This window comes from Paenibacillus castaneae (assembly GCF_002884445.1).
GTDB lineage: Bacteria > Bacillota > Bacilli > Paenibacillales > Paenibacillaceae > Pristimantibacillus > Pristimantibacillus castaneae.
This window is the reverse complement of record NZ_KZ614144.1, coordinates 2,455,356-2,471,724: the sequence shown is the minus strand read 5'-3', so window position 1 is coordinate 2,471,724 and position 16,369 is coordinate 2,455,356. Positions and strand designations below refer to the sequence as shown.

16 protein-coding genes are annotated in these 16,369 nt (G+C 45.6%); all 16 read right to left on the bottom strand.

Features of this window, described 5'->3' with window-relative positions; genetic code table 11:
• Nucleotides 1-10 precede the first annotated feature (10 nt).
• On the bottom strand, nt 11-2,092 hold the full coding sequence (gene glyS, locus CEF13_RS10555; RefSeq protein ID WP_102710640.1) for a glycine--tRNA ligase subunit beta: 2,082 nt from the start codon (nt 2,090-2,092) through the stop codon (nt 11-13).
• Nucleotides 2,085-2,972, bottom strand: coding sequence for a glycine--tRNA ligase subunit alpha (glyQ, locus tag CEF13_RS10550; RefSeq protein ID WP_102710639.1), 888 nt, complete (start codon nt 2,970-2,972; stop codon nt 2,085-2,087). The genes glyS and glyQ overlap by 8 nt, the downstream gene beginning before the upstream one ends.
• Nucleotides 2,973-3,333: 361 nt before the next feature.
• Complete coding sequence (locus CEF13_RS10545; protein WP_102710638.1) at nt 3,334-4,875, bottom strand: MDR family MFS transporter; 1,542 nt, start codon at nt 4,873-4,875, stop codon at nt 3,334-3,336.
• A 128-nt stretch (nt 4,876-5,003) separates the two neighbouring features.
• Nucleotides 5,004-5,747, bottom strand: a complete 744-nt coding sequence (recO, locus tag CEF13_RS10540; RefSeq protein ID WP_102710637.1) for a DNA repair protein RecO — start codon at nt 5,745-5,747, stop codon at nt 5,004-5,006.
• A 114-nt stretch (nt 5,748-5,861) separates the two neighbouring features.
• Entirely contained in the window at nt 5,862-6,023 is a 162-nt protein-coding gene (locus CEF13_RS10535) for a YqzL family protein (protein ID WP_102710636.1), read from the bottom strand.
• 99 nt (nt 6,024-6,122) lie between these two features.
• On the bottom strand, nt 6,123-7,046 hold the full coding sequence (gene era / locus CEF13_RS10530; RefSeq protein ID WP_102710635.1) for a GTPase Era: 924 nt from the start codon (nt 7,044-7,046) through the stop codon (nt 6,123-6,125).
• An 8-nt stretch (nt 7,047-7,054) separates the two neighbouring features.
• Nucleotides 7,055-7,489, bottom strand: a complete 435-nt coding sequence (gene cdd, locus CEF13_RS10525; RefSeq protein ID WP_102710634.1) for a cytidine deaminase — start codon at nt 7,487-7,489, stop codon at nt 7,055-7,057.
• Nucleotides 7,490-7,526: 37 nt separating this feature from the next.
• Nucleotides 7,527-7,886: a diacylglycerol kinase family protein gene (locus CEF13_RS10520; protein WP_102710633.1), complete on the bottom strand. Its 360-nt coding sequence runs from the start codon at nt 7,884-7,886 to the stop codon at nt 7,527-7,529.
• Nucleotides 7,886-8,383, bottom strand: coding sequence for an rRNA maturation RNase YbeY (gene ybeY, locus CEF13_RS10515; RefSeq protein ID WP_102710632.1), 498 nt, complete (start codon nt 8,381-8,383; stop codon nt 7,886-7,888). The genes CEF13_RS10520 and ybeY overlap by 1 nt, the downstream gene beginning before the upstream one ends.
• The gene (locus tag CEF13_RS10510) at nt 8,380-10,626 is read right to left on the bottom strand and encodes an HD family phosphohydrolase (RefSeq protein ID WP_102710631.1); all 2,247 of its coding nucleotides are present in this window, start codon (nt 10,624-10,626) and stop codon (nt 8,380-8,382) included. Before CEF13_RS10510 ends, ybeY begins: the two co-directional genes overlap by 4 nt.
• 17 nt (nt 10,627-10,643) lie before the next feature.
• Nucleotides 10,644-11,615, bottom strand: a complete 972-nt coding sequence (locus CEF13_RS10505) for a PhoH family protein (RefSeq protein ID WP_102716330.1) — start codon at nt 11,613-11,615, stop codon at nt 10,644-10,646.
• A gap of 6 nt (nt 11,616-11,621) precedes the next feature.
• A complete protein-coding gene (gene yqfD / locus CEF13_RS10500; protein WP_102710630.1) occupies nt 11,622-12,815 on the bottom strand; it encodes a sporulation protein YqfD in 1,194 nt (397 codons plus the stop codon).
• A gap of 54 nt (nt 12,816-12,869) precedes the next feature.
• A complete protein-coding gene (gene yqfC / locus CEF13_RS10495) occupies nt 12,870-13,148 on the bottom strand; it encodes a sporulation protein YqfC (protein WP_102710629.1) in 279 nt (92 codons plus the stop codon).
• A 237-nt stretch (nt 13,149-13,385) separates the two neighbouring features.
• Nucleotides 13,386-13,877 (bottom strand): hypothetical protein, encoded by a 492-nt coding sequence (locus CEF13_RS10490; RefSeq protein ID WP_102710628.1) that lies wholly within the window; start codon nt 13,875-13,877, stop codon nt 13,386-13,388.
• A 61-nt stretch (nt 13,878-13,938) separates the two neighbouring features.
• Entirely contained in the window at nt 13,939-14,925 is a 987-nt protein-coding gene (gene floA / locus CEF13_RS10485) for a flotillin-like protein FloA (RefSeq protein ID WP_102710627.1), read from the bottom strand.
• A gap of 34 nt (nt 14,926-14,959) precedes the next feature.
• Complete coding sequence (locus CEF13_RS10480; RefSeq protein ID WP_102710626.1) at nt 14,960-16,330, bottom strand: NfeD family protein; 1,371 nt, start codon at nt 16,328-16,330, stop codon at nt 14,960-14,962.
• Between the last annotated feature and the right edge of the window lie 39 nt (nt 16,331-16,369).

Sequence of the window (16,369 nt, the reverse complement as noted above, 5' to 3'; positions counted from 1 at the left end):
CATCAGATTATTACCAAACTAGCTTCGAGAAATCAGCAATGACAGCAAGATCCTCTGCTATTCCTGCAAGTGTAGCTAGTCGGTTTGCCCGTACTGCCTCATCTGGAGCCATTACCATAACCTTCTCAAAGTAGTTTTGAATAAACGGCTTCAGCGCCGATAAGGTTAACACGGCTTTTGTAACATCTCTGCTTTCGATTTCAGCATTGAAAGCTGGACGCTGCTGCAGCCATTGTTCATACAGCTCGGTTTCCACCTGTTCAGTGAACAAGGCAGGATCAACAGACGTTGACGAAGCTTTAGAGCCCAAATTACTTACACGATTAAACTGCTCTACTGTAAGCTTGAATTCCGCACGTTCCTCGCCTGCCGCAAAAGTTTGAATAACTGATGCACGCTCAATTGTAGAGCTTAGATCAGCAAAGCCTGAAGCCATAACGGCATCTACGACATCATAGCGCACGCCTTGCTCCGACAATACATTTTTTACGCGAAGCGCGAAGAAATCCGCCAAATCCTTGCGAATATCAGCTGCATTGCGCTTCAGGCCGCGGCTCTCATGAACGGACAAGGACGCATCATAAAGATCATTTAATGAAAGCTTCAACCCATGCGCTAGGATGATCTGTACAATTCCCGCTGCTTGTCTGCGCAGGGCATATGGATCCTGCGATCCTGTTGGTATGATGCCAATGGAGAAACAACCAACAATGGTATCGATCTTATCCGCTAAGCTAACGATGGCACCCGTTATTTCCGATGGGGCTAGATCGCCGGAGAAGCGCGGCTGGTAATGTTCATTAATGGCTTTCGCCACTGATTTGCGCTCTCCTGCTTTATTCGCATAATCTTCTCCCATAATGCCTTGCAGCTCAGGGAATTCATAGACCATTTGCGATACAAGATCAAATTTGCAAATATCAGAAGCGCGGCTAATATCTTGAGCGGCTTGTTCATCCAGATTCAGGTGCTTGCTTAGCAAATCTGCTGTTGCGCGAATCCGTCTAACCTTGTCTCCAACGGAGCCAAGCTCTTCGTGATAGACGATATTTTCAAGCTTCGACAACGCATGCTCAATCGTCAGCTTATGATCCTCTTCATAGAAAAATTTAGCATCGGAAAGTCTGGCGCGAAGCACCTTCTCATTGCCTTTGGCAACAAGCTCTATCGATTTGGTATCCCCGTTGCGTACCGTAACAAAGAAAGGCTGAAGCTCCCCTTCGCTGTTAAATACAGGGAAGTACCGCTGATGCTCGCGCATGGAAGTAATAAGCACTTCTTGCGGAATATTCAGGAATGCCGGATCAAATCCGCCAAATAATACATTGGGATACTCAACGAGGAAGAGCACTTCTTCAAGCAAATCTTCTTTAATTGCAATTTCCCAGCTTTTCTCTTCTGCAAGTCCCTTGATCTGGCTAATGATCAGCTCTTCACGCTCTTTAACATCAACGATAACATGCTGCTCGCGCAGGCGCTCCACATATTGTGCGGGTTCTAGAACTGTTGCGTCAGCGCCAAGGAACCGATGTCCGCGTGATACGTTGCCGGTCTTCACACCCGTAATTTCGAACGGAATAATATCTTGCCCGAATAAAGCTATTAACCAACGGATAGGTCTAACGAAACGCAAATCATAGCTGCCCCAGCGCATATTTTTCGGAAAGGACATCGAAGTAATTAACGAAAGCAAGCCATCCGGCAGTATGGATGCTGTTTCCGCGCCTATGCTGCTCTTATTCGCATATACATATTCCACGCCAGCCAGCTCTTGAAAGTAAAGCTGCTCCGGCTCTACGCCTTGGCTTCTTGCAAAGCCAAGAGCCGCTTTGCTCCAATTTCCCTCAGCATCCTGCGCAATTTTGCGTGATGGACCTTTTGCTTCCTCATTCATATCAGACTGCTTCTCAGCCATTTCATGAATCAGAACGGCAATACGTCTAGGTGTCGCATATACTTGAACATCGCCATGCTCAATTCGTGAATCTGAAAGCCATTTTACCATTTTATCTTTCAATTGGTTCATTGCACCGCGCACGAAGCGAGCGGGCACTTCCTCTAGACCGATCTCCAGCAATAAATCTCTAGTCATGCTGCTCCACTCCTTTCTTCAATAACGGGAATCCAAGGCGTTCTCTTTCGGCATAATACGTTGATGCGCATGCACGCGCCAAGTTTCTCACCCGCGTAATATAGCCGGTTCTTTCCGTAACGCTGATTGCACCGCGCGCATCCAGAAGGTTAAACGTATGTGAGCATTTCAATACGTAATCATAAGCCGGGAATACGAGATTGTGCTCCATCGTTTTATTTGCTTCTTCTTCATACATATTAAATAAATTGAACAGCATCGCTGTATCTGATGTCTCAAATGTATATTTCGAATGCTCGAATTCTGGTTGCTTGAACACGTCTCCGTACGTTACGCCCTCAACCCATTCCAAATCAAATACATTTTCTTTTTGTTGAATATAAGAAGCAAGCCGCTCCATGCCATACGTAATTTCGACTGCAACCGGATTGGCATCGATTCCTCCAACTTGTTGGAAGTATGTGAATTGTGTAATTTCCATTCCGTCAAGCCATACTTCCCAGCCTAAGCCCCATGCACCGAGTGTCGGTGATTCCCAGTTGTCCTCAACGAAACGAATATCATGGTCATTGGCATCAATACCAAGCTGCTTCAGGCTTTCTAAATAAAGCTCTTGAATATTGTCAGGCGAAGGCTTCAAAATAACTTGAAATTGGTGATGCTGATACAGACGATTCGGGTTTTCCCCATAACGACCGTCAGCTGGACGGCGGGATGGTTCCACATAAGCCACATTCCATGGCTCTGGACCGATTGATCTTAGAAAAGTCATTGGGTTCATCGTTCCTGCACCCTTTTCCACATCATAAGGCTGGACTAGAATGCAGTTCTGTTCTGCCCAAAATTGCTGCAGCGTCAAAATCATTTTTTGAAAATTCATAACAGACCCTCTCCTTCTTCCTCTGTTTTATGTGCAAATCCAGTAAACAAGGACGCAGACACACAAAAAACTCTCGTCTCTACGCCTGTTCCCAGACGTAGGGACGAGAGTTATTAATCCCGCGGTTCCACCCTACTTGGTTCACTCCTTGCGAGCAAACCCTCTTTGATCGATACGACTCCGGAGTGCCCTTTCATCGTTATCATCCGTCCAGGCTCCCACTATTCCCGGCTCGCTAATACAGTCGATGTAAAACGATTACTTTCTCCATCATAGCCCAATATTCATGATTAATCATTGTATGCTTTTTTATGAAGATTGTCAACTAAGTGTAGAGTGGTCAGACAATCGAAGCAATCCTTTAGTGACCGCGAATTTCTTCTAACGGTGTTTGCTTGCCTTTTTCCTTCTGAATAAGATCCTTCATACCGGCGTTGCCCATGAATAGGACGCAAACTAAAGCTAATCCTGCCGGCACAATCGACCAAAGAAAAGTAATCGAAACCGATTCAGACAGAGCAGCCACAATTTTATCCATCACAGCTTGAGGAATGGCTGCACGCTTCTCAGGAGACAGAAGCTCGCGCGCATTATCCGTCATCATGCCTCCGCCATCGCTACCAGCGAACGCCTCTGACATTCCACTTGCGAAATGATTGCGTTGAATAATTCCGAATATCGTGATTCCGACTGTCATGCCAAGGGAACGCACGAATGACATCGTTGATGTTGCGCTGCCGCGCTGACGCATATCAAAGCCATGAATAGAGGACATCCCAAGTACCGAGAAGGAGAACCCTATCCCAAACCCTGTCAGGAACATGTAGAAGGAAAGCATTGTTCTAGTTGTGTCCGGCGTAATTGTAGATAAAAGAACGATACCGGTAATGAAAATGATGGCTGAAATGGTCATGACATAACGATAAGGCATCTTGTTAGCGAGAAACCCGCCTAATTGTGCGGCAATAACAGACCCAAGCGTCATCGGAAGAAGAGTTAGGCCTGCATTCACTGCCGTACCACCGAACACACCTTGAACGAACATCGGGATGTAAAGTGCCGCCGTTATGAAAGCAGCCCCGTAGAATAGGCCTGCTCCAGTACTGAAGGCAAATAAGCGTTGGCTGAACATTTTGAAGGAAATGATCGGCTCCGAAGCTTTCGTTTCTATGAATAGAAAAGCTGCAAGCAAAACTGCAAACCCGGCAAATAAACCGATAATTTGTGTAGAATCCCATGCATATTCAGATCCGCCCAGCTCTAGTGCAAACATGAGGCAGACAATAGAGCCTACAAGAGTCGTAGCACCCCACCAATCGATTTTCTGCTTGGCATGCGATAACGATTCCTTATAGAAAAGAATAATAAAGGCGAGTGCTACAAGTCCAAACGGAATATTGATATAAAAAATCCAGCGCCAATTTATATATTCTGTAATGTAAGCTCCTGCCAGCGGACCAAACAAGCTGGATGTGCCAAAAACGGCTCCGAACAATCCGCCCATTTTACCACGCTTTTCTGCCGGGAAAATATCAAATACAATAGCGAAAGCAATCGGCATCATCGCGCCGCCGCCAATCCCTTGGATTGCACGGTAAATCGTAAGCTGCGTTATGGATTCAGCAGTTCCGCAAAGAATAGAGCCGAGAAGAAATAATGATATCCCGAGCACAAAAAAACGTTTTCTACCGTACATATCGGATAACTTGCCAAAAATAGGCATGCCCGCCATTTCCGTTACCAGATATGCCGATGTTACCCACACATATTTGTCCAATCCTCCAAGGTCGGATACGATTGTCGCCATCGCAGTTGATACGATGGTATTGTCAATCGATGCGACCAGAATGCCAAGCAACAGGCCCGCTACTACGAACCCCAGTCTGTTTTGCTGCGCAGACATAAGATGAATCCCTCCAATTAGCTTAACTCTCTATAACATCATTTAGCATAATGCAACTGCTCGTTCTATGAAATCCATCGATGGAAGGAACAAAAACTCCGCCTAGAGGCGGAGAAGCTGAATATTTTTTACAAAAGCTTATCAAGCTGATCCAGAAAATGGCGAGATTTGAGCTGTAAGCCCAGATGAGTATCCATAAGTCTCCGCATGCAAAGCTTAAGCTCCAGCTTTGTTTCCGGTTTCACTTGTATGGAGCCTAATCTTCTCATATCCGTTCTGCGAAAAATATTAAGCAGCTTGTAAGCTCCTTCACCAAGCGGAATGGCTCCTGGATCCTTTCCTAAGCATCTAGAGCATAGAATGCCGCCTGAGTGCGCGGATAGGCTGAAAGGGCCAACTCGATTGCCGCAGCTCACGCACTCGTCCAGCTCAGGCGCATAACCTGATAAATCCAAAATTCTCATTTCATACAAATGAATCACAATTTGAGGATCTTTCCCTTCTTTCAACGCGCCTAAACAAGCTTTAAGCTGCTCGAAATGAAAGCTGGTTGCTTCATCATCCTGCAAACTGCGATCCGTTAATTCGACCGCATAGGAAGCATATGCTGCCAAATCAAGCTGCTCACGCAAAATATGGTGAGATTCAATAATCTCACCAGAGTTAAGTGTACCGAGTCCGCTGCTGCGAAAATAGACGAACTCCCCGTATGTAAATGGCTGTGCAAGAGATGAATGCTTGCTTTTTATTTTCTTAGCGCCACGGATTAATACACCAGCTTTGCCATTCGTCTTTGTAAGCAGTGTAACAATTTTATTGCCTTCTCCGTAATCCATGCTTCGAATAACAATGCCCTCGACACGATACAGCATAAAATAACTCTCCCCTAAAAGCAGAAACGGAGCACACCGTCCCATGGCGGTGCAGCATCCGTTTGCACAAAACGACTATTCTGTTATTAGACCTTTTCCAGCTGATTCGATAAGCTAGCTGGACGTTCCATCTAACTCCAGCGTTGCAAACTCCTCATTGACACTATCAATCGTATCAGTGCGTCCTTCCGCTCCAAGCTGTTTCATTTCCTTGTAAAGCATGAAGGATTCGACATCCCCGGTCAACGTAAAATACTTCCACGAAAAATCTCGCATTCGTATCCATCCCTTTCGCTCCCTGAAATGCTGCTCAAGACACTAATAGGATGCGATAAACGGGGCCAAGCTATCCTTAACAAATATCGTTATTTTTGCTTAATCATGTCTATAGCCGAGATCCTTCAACACTCTCTCTTGATTGCGCCAATCCTTCTTAACCTTCACCCACAGCTCCAGAAAAATTCGCGAGCCAAGCAACGCTTCGATATCTTTGCGAGCCTGCTTGCCGACTTCCTTAAGCATATCGCCCTTTTTCCCGATTATGATACCTTTCTGGGAATCACGCTCTACAAAAATAACAGCGCCAATGTACACAACTCCGTTTTCCTTCACGCGCATATCCTCAATAGTTACCGCAATAGAATGAGGAATTTCCTCACGGGTCATATGCAATATCTTCTCGCGGATGAGCTCCGAGCATACAAATTGTTCAGGGTGATCTGTAATCTGATCAGCAGGATAATATTGAGGTCCTTCAGGCAAATAGCGCGACAATTGTTCCATCAACGTCTCGACATTATTTCCTTTAAGTGCCGAGATAGGGATGATTTCTGCAAATTCATGAAGCTCATTATATTGCGTAATCATTGGAAGCAGCTGTTCGGGTTCTACCTTGTCAATTTTGTTCATGACGAGGAATACAGGCGTTTTGACTTTTTTGAGCTGCTCGATGATAAAACGGTCACCTCCGCCAAGTCCCTCAGAGGCATCAATTAGAAACAAGGCTGCTTCAACCTCTCTTAGAGCGCTTTCGGCAGTTTGCATCATATAATTGCCAAGCTTCGATTGCGGCTTATGAATTCCAGGTGTATCAAGAAAAACAATTTGCAGTTCATCCGTCGTATATACACCATGAATTTTGTTTCGTGTTGTTTGCGGCTTATCAGACATAATGGCAATCTTCTGACCAATCAAATGGTTCATAAGAGTTGATTTGCCCACATTCGGTCTGCCAATAATAGCTACAAAACCGGAACGGAATTTTTTGCTGTCACGCTCAGTTGTTGTTGTACGACTCATATAATTATTTAACGCTCCCTATTATCTAATGATGCCGGCGTAAAGGCTCCCGGCAATATGTCCGATACGGTCGATATCGACCATTGACCGTGTAAATTACCCATAATAACAGGCATATCCGGAGCACATAATTCTACTAACACTTGACGGCAGACGCCGCAAGGAGAGATTGGTCCTTCGGTATCACCGATAACCGCTATTGCTTGAAACTGTCCTGCCTTCTTGCCATCCGCTACAGCCCGAAACAATGCCGTGCGCTCTGCGCAATTCGTAGGTCCATAAGCAGCGTTCTCCACATTGCAGCCGAAATGGACATGTCCATCGTTGTCAAGCAAGGCAGCACCTACTTGAAAATTTGAATATGGTACATATGCTCTGGTCATCGCTTCTTTCGCATGGTGCATCAACTTGGTGTATTCTTCCGATAAACCTTCATATTTCATATTCAATTCCTCCGTTTTTAAGTTAAACAAATTTAAATTATAAAAACAATCGCCAAAGCGGCGGTCCGATTATCAATAGTCCTATAATAGCAGAGACCGCAGCCGCAATTAATACCGCTCCTGCCGCTACATCCTTCGCTATTTTGGCTATGGGATGAAACTCCGGACTAGCTAAATTAACAGCCTGCTCAACGGCAGTATTAATCATTTCTGCGCTTATGACAACCGCGATAGCCAGAAGAATAATTGACCACTCCAATGGCTTAAGTGAAACAGTAAACCCTAAGACACAAGCAGTAATTGCTGCGAACATGTGAAAGCGCATATGGCTTTGAGTTCGAAGGGCAAATACGATTCCAGACAACGCAAAACCAAAGCTGCGAAAAAAATGGTTCATTAGCGAGTTAAGCCAGCCTGCTGCAGAATCGCTTCCTGCTTGGCAGTCATTTCTGCTTCAGCAGCGTCCTCCTCATGATCATAACCCATTAAATGCAGAAAACCATGAACAAATAGGAAGCCGATCTCCCGCTCCAATGAATGTCCGTATTCTTTGCTTTGGGCTTCCGCCGTTTCAACCGAAATGATAATATCGCCAAGCATACCGGAGATTGGGTCTGCCTCATCCTCGCTCTCAACCTCAAAGATGATGTCCAGCTCCTCTGTTCCATCTTCCTGCATGGCGAAAGAAAGCACATCAGTCGGACGGTCAATGCCGCGGTACTCTAAATTCAACTGATGAATTTCTTTATCGTCTGTAAATGTGAGTGATACCTCACCTTCTGAAATGCCTTCAGCCTGCGCTGCTAGTTGAAGCAGCTGTTCTAGCTTCGTTATCCAAGCATCAGGAATATCAAGTATCTCTTGTTCATTATTCCAATCCAATCGCAAGCTCATGCTAAACGCTCCTTTGTTTTTACATCATCCGGGTATTCAATCCGCGAATGGAATATACCGATTACGCTTTCCTTGAGCGATTGCGCAATTTTGTCCAATTCCTTCAGTGTCAAATCACATTCATTGAATTGGTTGTCATCAAGTCTGCTCTTAATGATTTTGTGGATCATCGCTTCAACCTGTTCAACTGTAGGATTGTGTAAGCTGCGAACAGCCGCTTCCACACAATCGGAAATTCCGACGACAGCCGCTTCCTTCGATTGCGCTTTCGGACCAGGATATCGGAAATCATCCTCGGTAAATTCCGGCTTGATTCCTTGCTCTTCTGCTTGTTTGACTGCTTTGTAATAGAAAAACTTCAGCGAGGTCGTTCCATGATGCTGTTCGGCAATATCACGGATTGGCTTCGGAATATTATGACCTTTGAGCATGTCCACACCATCTCTTGCATGTGCCACAATAATCGACTTACTAAGCTTGGGATCAATTGTATCATGCGGGTTCTCGATATTCGACTGATTCTCGATAAAGTAATTCGGTCGCTTCGTCTTGCCAATGTCATGATAGAAAGAGCCTACTCGGCATAACAAGCCATCTGCACCAATCGCTTCCGCGGCCGCCTCTGACAAATTTCCAACCATTACGCTGTGATGGTAGGTGCCCGGCGTTTCCGTTAACAGCTTTCGAAGCAGCGGGTGATTGGGGTTGGAAAGCTCTACAAGCTTAAGCGCCGACAAAATACCAAATGTGATTTCAAAAAACGGCATTAAGCCAATAACGAGCACTGCAGTAACCAAGCCGCTTGCGAATGCGAATACAACCGCATAAATAAAAGGGATGCGCTCAAGCTGCTCGGATAGAAGCAGGATAGTAATAACCGATAGGGTGCCGAACAAGCTGACCATAATGCCAGCCTTCAATATCGTTGACCTTTGACTTGCCCGATGAATCGAGAAAATGGCCGCAAAAGATACAACAATAATTACGAAGCCGTATTGAAAATCAAAAATTTGATGCTGTCCGGTGTTTAATATAACACTGCCCATAATCGCGAATAAAATCGAACTGATTATGGCCAAATGCATATCCAATAGAAGCGTTATAAGCATCGTCCCTAATGCGGCAGGCGCTAAATAACCAGCATAAGGAGCCGTATCCGTCTGCGTCAACGTAATAATCTGCATCGTAATAATATTAATTAGGAAAATAAGCCATAGCATGAGCAGTGAAGCATTATTGTATTTCGGCTTGATGCCGTTAATACTGCCAGATTGATGTAAATAAGCGTAAACGACTACAATAAACATGATCGACATAAATAGCAAGCCGAGCTGCGGCCAATAGTTTTTCTTGTCATGCAGCAACGAAGAGTCAACAAGCAGTTTGTAAAGATCAGGCGTTATCATTTGTCCGCGCTTGACGATAAGCTCGCCTTCTTTTATAACAACAGGCGGCGTATTTTGTTTTGCCAATACCTTTGCTTCATCGGTAGCCGCTTTGTCCATAAATTTATTAGGCATAATAGCGAATCTAGCCAGCTCTTGAACAATTTCTCGGCTTGTACGACTGGACAGCGTGCTTGCGTTAACAAGCTCTGCCACCTGCGTTCTTGCCGTTTCAGCCTCACGCAGCTGCTCTCCGCTTAGCTTACGAACAATATCCCTAGCTACACTTCGCATCTCGGTTATTGCTTCAGATGATAATTTAGGCATTTTGTAAAAAGTTTCTTCTGGGATCGTATACTGCTGTTCCTTCGCTATGCTTGCCATCTCATCCAGGAGCGTATCACTATAGGTTCCTTTGCCTTTGTTGATCTTGACAAAGTTGTCTATGTAATCCGAATAGCGTCCTGGAATTTCATTTCGATAAATATCAATTTTATTTTGAACGGTCACTTGATCATCTAAATTCAACTGCTCAATTCGAACTAATATTTGATCGACAAGCGATTCATTGCGGAGTGGAACAATGGAATATATAACATCGATCTTATTAGCGGCATCCTCTTCCGCTTGTCTAGTCGACTTCTCATCCTTTATTTGGAAGGGCGCTTTAATATCCTTCTCGCTTACTGCGCCCTCCTGGATATTATACGTTTCTGGAACGAGATGAGGAGCCAAGCTGAAATAGAACAACAACACAAACATAAACATCAGCACCCAGCGAACGGCTGCACTCTGCTTCCAACTCGCTATCTTAGACGGTCGCAAGTTCCCTTCTTTTCCGGTCTGGTTTTGGTTCATGCAGCGGACATTCCTCTCTAGGCTTTGTTTTCAGCATCCCAGTTATAGGCAACGATAATCTTTTGAACAAGTGAATGACGCACAACGTCCTGCTCAGAGAAAAGGATAATGCCAATTTCCTCAATATCCTTCAAAATGCGCTGCGCTTCGATTAGGCCAGAGTTTTTCCCGCGAGGCAAATCTATTTGGGTAACGTCCCCAGTAATAACCATCTTCGAGCCGAAGCCAAGACGAGTCAAAAACATTTTCATTTGCTCAGGTGTCGTATTTTGCGCTTCATCCAAAATAATAAAAGCATCATCAAGCGTACGCCCGCGCATATAAGCAAGCGGTGCAATTTCAATCATTCCGCGCTCTAAAGCTTTCACCGTTTGATCGGGACCCAGCACATCATGCAGAGCATCGTACAAGGGACGGAGATAGGGATCCACCTTCTCCTGTAAATCGCCCGGCAGAAATCCAAGGTTTTCTCCCGCTTCGACTGCCGGCCTTGTCAACACAATGCGCTTAACCTTGCCTTCTTTCAATGCAGCGACAGCTAATACAACGGCTAAATAGGTTTTTCCTGTTCCTGCAGGACCTATCCCAAAAACAATATCGCGTTTTCGGATGGTCTTTACGTAATGGCGCTGCCCGATCGTCTTCACACGGATGGGCTTTCCTCTAAAGGTTGTTGTAATCTCTTTCTTAAATAAGTCTAGCAGCTCTTCTGCCTGCATGTTTCGCGCCAAATCAAGCGCATAGGCTACATCTCTCTCGGACGGCGTATAGCCCCCGCGAACGAGCTGCAAAAGCACATTATAAAGTTGTTCTAGTGATTCTGTCTCCGCAACGGGACCAGAAATAACAATTTCAGCTTCCCTTGACGTTACTGATCCTTCAATTTGCTCTTGTACAAGACGCAAATAGTTGTCCTGTGGACCGAATACAGCTAATCCTTCTGCAGCGTTACCTAGTGGTATTTTGACTACTTTCGTCTCAATTTGCAACAATCCTCAATCTCCTTGCATCTGGACTAATGGCATTTCCTTAACGATAGATTGCTCGACTTCAAAAAGAACTTTCATATAAACTTTACCATTGTCCGCCTTTTCATGCAAAACAATTTCATCCCGGATGACTGCATCGGTGCCAGCTTTCAATAATACGTTGGCTTTTGCCTGCAGAATCCCGACACTCTTAGCCTCATCCTCCGTCAGCGTCCGTTCTTCCATACGAGTTTCCATAATCGTTTCTTTCATTCGACCGATCGGGAGCGACCAATTCCGCCAAGCTGCCTTCTCTTCATGACGGATCGATTCCGAATTGCTGTACGGGTTGTCTCCATATCCGCTTACTTGCAGCGCCCTAGAGCCTACAACCATGAACCATTTTGTTTTTTTCTCGCCCGTATATACTTTAATTTGCTGCGACATTGGAGAAGCGATCTCGAATTCATACCATACGAGGCCTCTTACTGTTCCTTTTGCTACTATCGTGCGTGAGTATTCCTCCCCGCCAATCGTACCTGAAATCAACGTCTGGCCCTTCTTGACCTTTGTATTTTTTTTCACAACTGGCCGGCCGGCCTCAGCAATGATTTCAGTAACAACCGCATCGCTCGTCGACACCAAATGACGGGGATTTTGCAGAGAGGCTTGATCAGGAACCGTCGATTCTACCACTTGGATTATGACCTTCGTTCCCTTCTTCTCAACTCCGATCCATGCTGAGCCAGGAAGCTTTCTTACAAGCTGCTTCGACAGAACATCAGCATCCGTAAGCCGGAAAGACCATTGCATTGGATAGAGCCCTTCCTCTTTCGCCGCAAGACGTATTTGATCCTCGGTCAGCTTCACATTGCCTTGGACCTCAACGCTCCAAACTAATGAGGACAGCATAAAAATAAGAGCAAAGAACAAAATAATTCCACCTGTAAACAGCTTTCTCCGCTCTGCCTTTACGAGCCAGAACGGAAAACCTTTTCGTTTGGTCACATGAACACGGCAGCCTGTCTCTTTTAAATACGTGCGAAGCCGGAAAAAGTCGCTTACAGACAGCTCAAATTCCAACAAGCCCCCGCTTGTCCAACGAATGGACGACAGCTGCAGCCCTCCAGCAAGCGCACGATTAACCAGCTGCTCTGGTTGTCCTCCGCGTATATGAACAGTAACCATTCCTTTTAACCACTGAGATCCTTGTACGCTCATTCCTGTTCCCCTCCCTACAAATGAGATCGCTAAACCGTGCTTTGAACGTCTATCCTATGGAATCAATTGAATATTTGTGATTTGCCCCTCTATAAATACTTCCTCCGTCCAAATCGTACGAATGACAAGCGAGCTTCCCGTTACCTCAAGCTGGCCCTTGCTCAAAGCCAATCTCAGACGCTCGCTTGAGAAATGTACGACTCCTCGATGATTTTCAATATATAATTGACGGTCGCCTATCATAGTCAAACGCGGCAAATCATAAACGACGTCATGCGGCATATCCAATAGCTCAGCAGTCATTTTACGAAATTTTCTTTTTATACGACGCATGGACGAATCTTGGCCTCCTTAAGGTTTTCGTAGAAAACCTACTTCGTAAGCATTATCTAAGGTTTTCGTTGAAAACCTACTTCGTAAGCATTATCCGAATAATGCGCAGGGCAGTTTTGTTGTACTGTACCAAAATATGCTTAGTGCGCTCTAAATATGAGATTAATGTAGATAAGGAGCAGCAGTATCTCTTGAAATCAAAAAAACCGCCGAAGCGGTGTGCTTCGACGGTTCATTCTATCTTCGATATGGTCTTTTGGAACGGGGCGGGCCTAATACCTCAGCCCATATGACTGCTTTGCGTAAATCATCCGCTTGCAGAGAGGCTGCAAGCGCCCCTCGCTTCGCTGACGGACTCTCTAAGCCATCCGGCGTCTTCGCTTTAACAGCTGCCGCCCTTTGGGCAGGACGTTCAAGAGCGGACGTCTGAGAAGCCGCAGCGTCATTTCGCTCCCGAACAGGAACGGACTCACACTGTTTAACCTTTTGCTCTGGGGCAGCTTGATAAACCGGCTGAGCTTCTGCTCGCTCATGCTGCGGCTGCTCTTGTCTAACTTCTCTGCCGCTATTCTGCGGATTTTGCATCCGAGGCAAGCCGCCGCCGCCGAAATCCGGCATTTGGCTAGGTTTTTTCTTCGAGCCCGCTTTACCGAATAGAGAAGCCAACGCTCCGAAGACAATGACTAGAATAAAAATATTGTTCATCAGAAAATCAATGATTTTCATCATATTGCCTTCACCTCCAAGGCATAGACGCCGCTAAGCTTCTCTAGCCCATTGAACGCTCGCATTAGCGACCGTCTTTATCTGAAGATCCTTCAGACTTGCCAATAGAACCGCGCATTTCCGTATCGGCTTCAATATTTTTCAGGTTCAAATAGTCCATTACACCGATTTTCCCTCTGCTTAGTGCCTCAGCCATCGCTAACGGAACCTGAGACTCGGATTCAACAACGCGAGCTTCCATCTCTACAACCTTCGCTCTCATCTCCTGCTCGTGAGCAACGGCCATTGCACGACGCTCCTCCGCTTTTGCTTGAGCAATTTTCTTGTCAGCTTCCGCTTGCTCCGTTTGCAAATGGGCGCCAATGTTTTTGCCTACATCAACATCCGCAATATCGATGGACAAGATTTCGAAAGCCGTTCCTGCATCAAGTCCTTTGCCAAGAACCGTACGGGAGATCATATCAGGATTCTCGAGTACATCCTTATGCGAATTAGCCGAACCTACTGTTGTAACAATACCTTCACCAACACGCGCAATAATGGTTTCTTCACCGGCGCCGCCGACGAGACGCTCAATGTTAGCACGAACGGTTACACGAGCTTTTACTTTCACTTCAATACCGTCTTTCGCTACAGCTGCAACAGTTGGTGTTTCGATGACACGCGGGTTAACGCTCATTTGTACCGCTTGAAGCACGTCACGACCTGCCAAATCGATAGCTGCCGCACGTTCGAAGATGAGTGGAATATTGGCACGTTGAGCAGCAATAAGTGCATTAACGACACGGTCCACATTACCGCCTGCCAAGAAATGGCTTTCCAGCTGATTAATATTTAAACCAAGGCCAGCTTTTGTCGCTTTAATTAACGGATTGACGATTCGGCTTGGCACGACTCTACGCAGACGCATCGCAACAAGCGTAATAATTCCTATTTTAACACCCGAAGCACGAGCTGAAATCCATAGCATAATAGGGAAGAAGCTAAGGAATACGGACAGTACGATAATGATGATTACGGCTAATATGAGTATTGATATTGTTGGATCCATTTAAACTAACCTCCATGTGATATATTGTCAGAATCTATTTTACTACTTCTTTTACAACTACCCAAGTACCTTCTGCTTTAACAACCTTAACTGTACGATTCACTTCAACAAATTCACCGGATGTAACAACGTCTACTCGGTTGTCACCAATCTGAATTGTACCGGAAGGACGCAGCGGCGTTATAGCAACACCTTCGAGACCAAGCAGAGAAATTTTCATTTCAGCTGAGACGTAGCCTTCCTCCGTTGTCAATTTATCACGAAGAATAAATTTGTTCCAAATACCCTTTGTTTTGTTCGATCTTACGAATATGACAATTATAAATACGGCTACAACAACCGCGACCACGATTGAAATAAATGCGGCCATGGGATCGGAAGCAGCAATAACAACGCCTGCTATTAAAGACGCGCTTCCAAGAATGCCCAGTATACCGAAGCTTGAAACGAATACTTCGATTATGAGCAGCGCAATACCGATCACGAACAGCACAACCGATTCCACCCCTGCAAAGCCTGCCACATAGTGACCGAAGAAATAGAGGCCAAATGCCAAGATGCCAACGATCCCGGGTCCTCCAAAGCCTGGAACAATCATCTCGATAACAACTCCTGCAATACCTAATATCAGCAGGATCGTCATAACGATCGGATTAATGAGCCATCTTGCCACGTTCTCAGCAAGCGATGGAGTTACTTCTACTTGAGTGCGGCCTTCTAAGCCCAGCCACTTCACCACATCATCCACTGAGCTTGCCGTATGCTCCGAATAACCAACCTTCTCGGCCTCGCTCGCCGATAAGGTCAAAATCTCGCCTTTCAGCTTATCTCTGCCGATCTTGCTCTTCAGGTCCAACACGACATTGGGATCAACCATCGCTGCAGCGATTTGATCATCCCGACCGTTCATGTTGGCGGATTCCATCATCTTTTTAACCCAGAATGATACCGTCTTGGGATTGTCAATAAGGTCTCCAGATCCATTTACGACGGCTGCAGCGCCAATCGCGCTTCCTGGCTGCATAACGATATTATTTGCGTTAAGTGCAATATAGGTCCCAGCCGAAACGGCCTTCCCTTCTACGAAAGCAGTTGTGGGAATCTTGCTCTTAACCAGCAGTTCGCCTATTTCTTCCGCATTTACTACTTTCCCTCCGAGCGTATTCACAACGAGAATAATATGCTCAGCGTTTGCATCCTCTGCCTCTTTAAAGGCTCTTTCCAGGAATGATTGAAGACCCGACTCCACGGATTGTTTGACCGGAATAACATATACGGCCGGTCCCATCTCTTTTGCCGCTTTCACTTGCTCAGCCGGTGCAAACAAGCCTGCAAGCGTCACCAGCATTAAAGCTGAGAGCAGTACAAATGGAGCGGTGGACAATCTTCTACGCCAACGGTTCATGTGCAAGAAGCCTCCTCCTTTACTATGTATCTTCCCTAA

What these genes read in the sequence shown, in the direction of transcription:
- recO (WP_102710637.1), bottom strand. Translation starts at nt 5,747, where the DNA reads ATGCTGTATCGTGTCGAGGGCATTGTTATTCGAAGCATGGATTACGGA.
- CEF13_RS10545 (WP_102710638.1), bottom strand. Translation starts at nt 4,875, where the DNA reads ATGTCTGCGCAGCAAAACAGACTGGGGTTCGTAGTAGCGGGCCTGTTG.
- CEF13_RS10510 (WP_102710631.1), bottom strand. Translation starts at nt 10,626, where the DNA reads ATGAACCAAAACCAGACCGGAAAAGAAGGGAACTTGCGACCGTCTAAG.
- yqfD (WP_102710630.1), bottom strand. Translation starts at nt 12,815, where the DNA reads ATGAGCGTACAAGGATCTCAGTGGTTAAAAGGAATGGTTACTGTTCAT.
- CEF13_RS10535 (WP_102710636.1), bottom strand. Translation starts at nt 6,023, where the DNA reads ATGCGAGATTTTTCGTGGAAGTATTTTACGTTGACCGGGGATGTCGAA.
- era (WP_102710635.1), bottom strand. Translation starts at nt 7,046, where the DNA reads ATGAGTCGTACAACAACAACTGAGCGTGACAGCAAAAAATTCCGTTCC.
- cdd (WP_102710634.1), bottom strand. Translation starts at nt 7,489, where the DNA reads ATGAAATATGAAGGTTTATCGGAAGAATACACCAAGTTGATGCACCAT.
- ybeY (WP_102710632.1), bottom strand. Translation starts at nt 8,383, where the DNA reads ATGAGCTTGCGATTGGATTGGAATAATGAACAAGAGATACTTGATATT.
- floA (WP_102710627.1), bottom strand. Translation starts at nt 14,925, where the DNA reads ATGGATCCAACAATATCAATACTCATATTAGCCGTAATCATCATTATC.
- glyQ (WP_102710639.1), bottom strand. Translation starts at nt 2,972, where the DNA reads ATGAATTTTCAAAAAATGATTTTGACGCTGCAGCAATTTTGGGCAGAA.
- glyS (WP_102710640.1), bottom strand. Translation starts at nt 2,092, where the DNA reads ATGACTAGAGATTTATTGCTGGAGATCGGTCTAGAGGAAGTGCCCGCT.
- CEF13_RS10520 (WP_102710633.1), bottom strand. Translation starts at nt 7,886, where the DNA reads ATGAACCATTTTTTTCGCAGCTTTGGTTTTGCGTTGTCTGGAATCGTA.
- yqfC (WP_102710629.1), bottom strand. Translation starts at nt 13,148, where the DNA reads ATGCGTCGTATAAAAAGAAAATTTCGTAAAATGACTGCTGAGCTATTG.
- CEF13_RS10480 (WP_102710626.1), bottom strand. Translation starts at nt 16,330, where the DNA reads ATGAACCGTTGGCGTAGAAGATTGTCCACCGCTCCATTTGTACTGCTC.
- CEF13_RS10490 (WP_102710628.1), bottom strand. Translation starts at nt 13,877, where the DNA reads ATGATGAAAATCATTGATTTTCTGATGAACAATATTTTTATTCTAGTC.